Origin of the sequence: Pseudomonas capsici, from assembly GCF_017165765.1 — a bacterium.
GTDB classification, from domain to species: Bacteria; Pseudomonadota; Gammaproteobacteria; order Pseudomonadales; family Pseudomonadaceae; genus Aquipseudomonas; species Aquipseudomonas capsici.
Genome location: NZ_JAFGZD010000039.1, coordinates 1 through 7,178, shown reverse-complemented (window position 1 = coordinate 7,178; position 7,178 = coordinate 1). Strand labels below are relative to the sequence as shown.

At 54.3% G+C, this 7,178-nt stretch carries 3 protein-coding genes; all 3 read right to left on the bottom strand.

Going from position 1 to position 7,178, the window contains the following annotated elements:
* Positions 1-145: 145 nt before the first annotated feature.
* Positions 146-868 carry a GntR family transcriptional regulator gene (locus JSY17_RS25345; protein ID WP_206403364.1) on the bottom strand — a complete coding sequence of 241 codons (723 nt, stop codon included), beginning with the start codon at positions 866-868 and terminating at the stop codon, positions 146-148.
* Positions 869-885: 17 nt separating this feature from the next.
* Positions 886-4,518: an urea carboxylase gene (gene uca, locus JSY17_RS25340; protein WP_206403363.1), complete on the bottom strand. Its 3,633-nt coding sequence runs from the start codon at positions 4,516-4,518 to the stop codon at positions 886-888.
* 62 nt (positions 4,519-4,580) lie between these two features.
* Entirely contained in the window at positions 4,581-6,395 is a 1,815-nt protein-coding gene (gene atzF / locus JSY17_RS25335; protein WP_232849654.1) for an allophanate hydrolase, read from the bottom strand.
* Between the last annotated feature and the right edge of the window lie 783 nt (positions 6,396-7,178).

Genomic DNA, 7,178 nt, shown 5'->3' with positions numbered 1-7,178 from the left:
AACTGTCCAGGTCATACCCATTGCGGCGATTGATGCGGTCAGGGTGAAAGCTTTGATCAGGCTGCGACGCTTCATTGAAATCTGCTCCAGGTTCTAAATTATGTGTCAGTGTCTGTCTAAACAGCAGGGCAGTTGGATCAAAGGTTTATTGCGTCACGGCCTTCATCTGGGCGCGTTGACGTGCTACGTGCAGCATGTGGAGAGTGATCTTGCGCACTTCTTTTTTGCTGACCTCGATGTGAGCTTTCAGCAACTGCTGCGCTTGTTCAGTTCGACGTTGCAGAATGGCATTGAGGATCTTTCCATGCTCTTCATACGTTGCCGTGACCCTGGGGCCCTGAGTGAAGTCCAGACGCCGAATGATTCGAATCTTCTCGGTAATTTCGAAGTGCATGCGCGCCATTTCAGCATTGCCGGTGGCCTCGACCAGATTGCAGTGAAAGCGCTCGTCGAGAACCGAAACAGCCTGCGTGTCTTGTAGGCGATGTTGCTCCTCTACCAGCCAAATCTTTTTAAGCTCATCAAGCACCGGGTTCGACTCAATATCTACGCTGCTTAACCGCGCAACCGCCGCAGTTTCAAGGATGATGCGAACGTCATAAAGCTCTTCAAAATAATTGAAGTCGAACGGTTTCACCTGCCATCCACTGCGGAAATAGACTTCGACATACCCCTCGCGCTCCAGCTGATACAGCGCCTGACGGACCGGCGTCCGACTGGCCTGAACGCGCTCTGCAATTTCACTTTCACTAAAACGGTCACCGGGTAACAACCGGAACTCGAAAATGTCTTCCTTGAGCTGCAAATAGATCCGCTCGGCCATGTTTTCCGGGCGTTCTTTTGACTTTTTCGAATTCGAAATTTGCATGTCTGTATCCAGCTGGATTAGGCGCTAAGTTGAGAGTCGTCGATGTAAAGCAAAACATCACCAGGCACAACGGGTTTTCCTGGCTGGCAACGAACCGAGGACACCGTACCGGCGACCGTTGCAGTGACGACAATCTCCATTTTCATGGCTTCAACGACCACCAGCTTCTCACCCGCCTCGACGGTCTGGCCGGGCTCAACCAGTACCTTCCAGATACTTCCGTTCAAATCAGCGCAAACTTTCTGTCCAGCAGGCTCGTCACCGGGCTGTTCCTTGCGCTCATACTCGACAGGCTCGTCAATACCTTCTTCTTTCCAGCGCTCGATTTCGGCGTCGAAGGATTGTTTCTGCCGCGCCTGGAATTCAGAAATGCTCTGTGCATTCTCCTCCAGAAAATCCTTGTACTGACCGAAGTCGAACTCGGTTTCTTCAATGCGGATTTGCGCTCGGCCTTCGCGGAAGGCCTCACGGAACTCCGTCAGTTCCTCCTCTTCAACCAGATAGAACTTCACCTGGTCGAAGAAGTGCAGAAGCCAGGGCTGGCCATCCTTGAACTGATCGTTCTTTGAGTACTTGTTCCAGATCGGAAGCGTGCGTCCAACAAGCTGGTAACCACCTGGTGAGTCCATGCCATATATGCACATATACATGCCACCGATACCGACAGTACCCTCGGCAGTGAAAGTCCGGGCCGGGTTGTACTTGGAGCTGAGAAGGCGATGGCGCGGGTCAAGCGGGACTGCGCAAGGTGCGTCCAGGTAAACATCACCCAGGCCAAGAATCAGGTAGTTCGCCTGACAGACGATATCTCGAACCTGCTCGCGGGTTTCCAGGCCATTGATACGTTGCAGGAAGTCGACATTGTTCGGCAGCCAAGGCGCTTTTGAACACACGGTTTCCTGATAGCGCTGAACAGCGCCCAATGTCGCACTGTCTTCAAACGCGATAGGCAAGTGGATAATGCGGGTCGGTACCTTGATTCGGGAAACGTCTTCCAACTCGTCTTCCAACTCCACAAGACGTGCTACAAGCGCTTGCTGGTGCAACACACGGCTGTCGTAACGCAATTGAAGTGAGCGCACACCCGGAGCCAATTCTTCCAGCCCAGGTATCGGCTTCGCATTGAGCGCCTCCATCAACAAGTGAATACGCAGACGAGAGGCGATATCGAGCACGTTATCGCCGTACTCCATCAGGATGTAGTTGTCGCCCGCCTGCCGATAAACCACTCGTGGCCTGTGACCTGTTGCATCGAGTTCTGACAACACCGTTGCAGAACTGGTGTTGTCCGGCAGCAAGCTGGGAGCCGGCAGGTCGCTAACCGGATTTGCCGACAAGCTCCGAACGTTGTCCATCTGCGCCTGCTCAAGCAACTGCGCTTGTTCAAAACTGATCGGGTGGAAGGTCAGCTTGTCACCGGGTTTAACCTGACCTATCTTCCACAGCTCAGCCTTGGCAATGGTGACAGGGCATACGAATCCACCAAGGCTAGGACCATCCTTTGCCAGGATGACCGGGAAATCGCCGGTGAAGTTGATCGCTCCGATAGCGTATTCACAGTCGTGAACATTGGACGGATGAAGGCCTGCCTCACCACCATCAAGTCTTGCCCAGCTTGGCTTGGGGCCCGACAGACGAATGCCCAAACGGTTGGAGTTGTAGTGCACCACCCACTCGGCCTCGAAAAACGCCTCGATAGACTCTTCAGTGAAGAAGTCTGGAGCGCCGTGTGGACCGTACAACACACCGATTTTCCACGTATTACCGTAAGTCGGAATGAGCGTCGGGTCGGCGGCTTTTGGGGCAGACAGCGGGGCTGGTGTAGTACAAGCGGCCAATTCGGGCTGTGAGATGGAGAGCATGTCAGCGGTGCGAAGTGTCCTGCCGGCATGACCGCCAAACTGGCCGAGCGCGAAGGTAGAGCGACTCCCCAGGTACTCAGGCACATCCAAGCCATTACGGATGGCCAGGTATGTACGGCAGCCGCTGGTGGCTCGGCCCAGTTTCAGAACCTGTCCGGCTTTCACTTGGATAGGGGCCCAGTAAGGCATCTCTTCCCCATCTAGACTGGCCGGGCAGTCCGCGCCGGTCAACGCGATCACGGCGTCACAATGGAAGCGCAGAGATGGCCCCTGTAATGTGAACTCCAGACCTGCCGCGCTCTCGTGGTTTCCAACAATGCGATTCGCCAACTGGAATGCGTAATCGTCCATTGGACCCGACGGCGGAACACCGACGTTCCAATACCCCAGGCGCCCAGGGTAATCCTGAATACTGCTGTAGGTTCCCGGTTCAAGCACTTCGATGATGCTTGGCTTGAAAACGCAGGAATCCAGCATGCGTGTCCACACATTACCGGCCAGGAAGCGTGGCTCGGCCACCACCTGGCGCAAGTAGTCGATATTGCTGGAAATGCCGTGCAGTCGGGTAGCGGCCAGAGCGGTTTGAAGCTTGGCGATAGCCTGCTCACGGTCCTCGGCATGCACGATCAGTTTGGCGATCATCGGGTCATAAAATGCCGACACTTCAGTCCCGGTGCTAACCCAGCCATCGACCCTGACGCCCTCAGGGAAAAATACCTCGGTCAGAATGCCTGGGCTGGGTAGGAAGTTCCGTAGAGGATCTTCTGCATAAATACGTACTTCGATGGCCGAACCTTGAGGTGCACGCTCCATCGCGACCCAGTCCAAAGGATCGTCAGCACCGACTTTGAGCATGCACTCGATCAGATCTAGCCCGGTTACCATCTCCGTCACTGGGTGTTCTACCTGCAGGCGAGTGTTGACCTCAAGAAAGTAGAACTCGTCGCAGGCACCGTCATAGATGAACTCAACGGTGCCAGCGCTCCGATAATTCACAGACTCGCCAAGTTTGACGGCTGCGCTGTGCAATGCAGCACGGGTAGCAGCCGGCAGGTGCGGTGCTGGCGTTTCTTCGACCACCTTCTGATTGCGACGCTGCAGAGAACAATCACGCTCACCCAAGGCAACTACGCGACCTTTACCATCACCAAAGATCTGTACTTCGATGTGCCTGGCTTGATCAACGAAGCGTTCGAGAAATGCCCCTGAGTCACGGAAGAACTGCTCTCCCATGCGCTTCACGCCATCGTATGCCTCGCGCAAAGCCTGGGCATCATCGCAACGGGTCAAACCGATTCCGCCGCCTCCCGCAGTACTTTTCAGCATTACCGGATAACCGATGCGGTCGGCTTCCTCCAGTGCCTGCTCCAGACTATCCAGTAAGCCAGTACCGGGTGTCATCGGAACATGGGCAGCGGCTGCCAGTTCACGGGCACGATGCTTCAACCCGAACTCGCGAATTTGGTCGGCAGTCGGCCCAATGAAAACAATACCTGCACTCTCGCACGCATCTGCAAACTCAGCGCTTTCCGACAGGAAGCCGTAACCTGGGTAAATCGCCTGCGCGCCCGTTTCCTTGGCCGCAGCAAGAATCTTGTCGATACGCAGGTAGCTATCCGCTGCTTTTTCGCCATTCAGAGCAATTGCGATATCCGCCATGACAACGTGCGCAGCATTACGATCTGGCTCTGAGTAAACGGCAACACTCTTGACGCCAAGTTGCTTCAAAGTACGGATGGCGCGAACAGCGATTTCTCCGCGATTGGCGATGAGTACGGTACTGAACATGGGTATATCCCTTGATATTCGCGAAAACTGGGTCAGCGCTTCCCTCTGAGGAAGCGCGGCGATCAGGCTTTTTTCAAGCTGGCGATGTAAGCGCGCCACCCACCAAAGCTCGTAATGTCCAATGCATCTGAGAGCGCCCAAGGTTCACAGATGAAGCCCTTTACGCTGCGCCCATCTATCAGCGTTAGATTGCCGATTCCAAGCGGAGCAGGAATTTCGGCGACAAACTCGCCGAAACGAGCAATGGGCATATCCCATAACTCAACAATGATCGACTTGCCGTTGACGGCCTTTGCCAGCCCTGGTTTAGGCGGCAAAGTGCCCGGGAGTGCGAAGAGCTTGTAGTCGCTGTCGGTCAGTGTTTGCTCAACCAGCACTGCGCCACGGCTGGTGAGCTGGAAATTCAAAGGCATGCCAGTGAGGTGAGCGCCAACAACCGCCACCCGAACAGTGCCAAGAGCAATCTTCGCCGGCTGTGGCTCAGGCAAGAATCGCTCGGTTGCCCCCAGAGGCAGGTCTACGCATGCCTGCCAACGCTTGCCGAAGTGCAGCAATGCCAGATCGTGCCAAGCGGGAGCAATCAGCGTGATACCGGCGGGTAATCCATCACTACGAAGACCAGCAGGCAATGCCAACGCAGACAGATCTGCAAGGTTTGTGAAGTTGGTGTAAAAACCAAACTGAGAGTTGAAGAGCACAGGCTCAACTTCCATCTCTGCCTGCGTTCGGATCGTTGGAGAGGTTGGAACAACCAAAGCATCGAAGCCCGCGAGAGCATCATTGATTCGCCGACTCAATTCAGCGCGAAGGTATTCGGCCTTGTAAGCTTCGCAAGCGCTGTATTGGAAACCGTTTTCGACAATGCTGCGAACCACTGGATTGACTACATCGGGATTCGACTTGAGTACTTTCTCCATGGCTACCGTGCGCTCGGCAACCCAAGGGCCGTAGTACAGTTGTTCGGCCAGTTCTTGAAAGGGGGAGAAATCTATTCGAGCGAGCTCTACTCCCATTTCGCTGAGCTCATTCAGTGCCTGCTCATAGACCGCCTGGTTCTGCGTATCACCGAAAAACTCTAGCGTGGCAGGCACTGCAAATTTGGGCGTTTGACTAATCGCTGCTGGAGCAGTATTAGGGTTGCGTCGGGAATAGGCATCGCTCGGGTCATATCCACCCGCAACGTCCAGAACTGCTTCCGCATCTTCAACGGTGAGGGCAAAAATGGAAATGCAGTCAACAGTGCGGCATGCCGGTACCAGACCTGTATTGGCCAAGAGCCCTTTGGTCGGCTTCAGACCAACAATGTTGTTGAAACCCGCTGGGACTCGACCAGAGCCAGCTGTGTCGGTACCGAGTGAAAACGCCACCAAGCCACGCGCCACCACCGAAGCAGAACCGGAGCTGGACCCGCCGCTGACATAATCCGGGTTAAAACTGTTAGGTACCGCGCCGAATGGCGACCGTGTTCCTACCAGTCCGGTAGCGAATTGATCCAGGTTGGTTTTGCCCATCAATATCGCGCCAGCTGCTTTTAACTTGGCTACGACTGATGCGTCATTGGTCGCACCGTACCCGAATTCAGGGCATCCGGCCGTAGTCACCCAGCCTGCAGCATCAATGTTGTCTTTGATTGCAAATGGAACACCGTACAACGGAAGTTTGCTGATTTCGCCGTTGGCGGTGGCTAGCCTGCTTTGCAGTTCGGCAAGCTGTGACTTGATCTGCTCAGCGCTAGCCAAGGATATCCAGGCGCAGTCCTCTTTTGGGTATTCGTTGACCAGGGCTAGGAGGACGTCCGGAGTAAACGACTTGTTTTGATAGGCAGCGATCCATTCGCTGACGGTCCATCCAAAAGATGGGCAATTGGTGTTCTGCATTTCGGATTCCATCTTGTATCCAAGTTTGAATCCGATAAAGCAATCACCGGGCCAATTGCCTGGAGACCTTCAAAACCGTAGTACTCATTGAGTTAAAGACTGGGGCAGATCGCAAATACGCACCTTCTTGAGGCGCGACCGCATGCTTTTGGTGCCAACTGATATCAGGTGTACCCGAAGCGGGCAATGGATACTCTTACCGGTACGCAAGCCCATCGGCTCTGTGGCGAGCTAGGTGGCATCAATGCGAACATCGCAAAGGGTCTCGAAGAAAGGTCGCGCAGGTAGCAGCATGAACGAGCCCCTTGATGGCACATCCTGCACTCGCAACCAAGGGATGTAGCCAACTCCGGCGCCGGAGCCAAATCCATTCACGATGTGCCGCTCAATGTCCTGCCTTGACCCAAATCTACGACCGCGCAACTCAATCTCCTCAGTCCAACTCGCAACGTCTCATCTGACGCTCGAAATAGTTCTAGGAAAAATCAGGTCTCCAACCGAGCTCATCGGGAGGCCTTCTAGACTACTCTCGCCAAAAAACGAAGTAGCTAATCTGGACCAATGGCATGGTCCAGAAACGGTAAACCCCCTTAGATAGGGGGTTTATTCGTTATGTCAAACTTTATTCCGTGCTGCCAGCCGGGCTATAGCCTTGTGACAACCTTTATTCTTTTGTGACAACCTTTATTCTTTGAAAACAGCTGAATGGTTACCTACAACATAGTTTGACACAGACCCTCAAGTAAACCGGGGGCTGTAGGATGATCCGGGATCCACACAACA

Coding starts and splice junctions, on each gene's coding strand:
- JSY17_RS25345 (WP_206403364.1), bottom strand. CDS start 868: ATGCAAATTTCGAATTCGAAAAAGTCAAAAGAACGCCCGGAAAACATG.
- uca (WP_206403363.1), bottom strand. CDS start 4,518: ATGTTCAGTACCGTACTCATCGCCAATCGCGGAGAAATCGCTGTTCGC.
- atzF (WP_232849654.1), bottom strand. CDS start 6,395: ATGCAGAACACCAATTGCCCATCTTTTGGATGGACCGTCAGCGAATGG.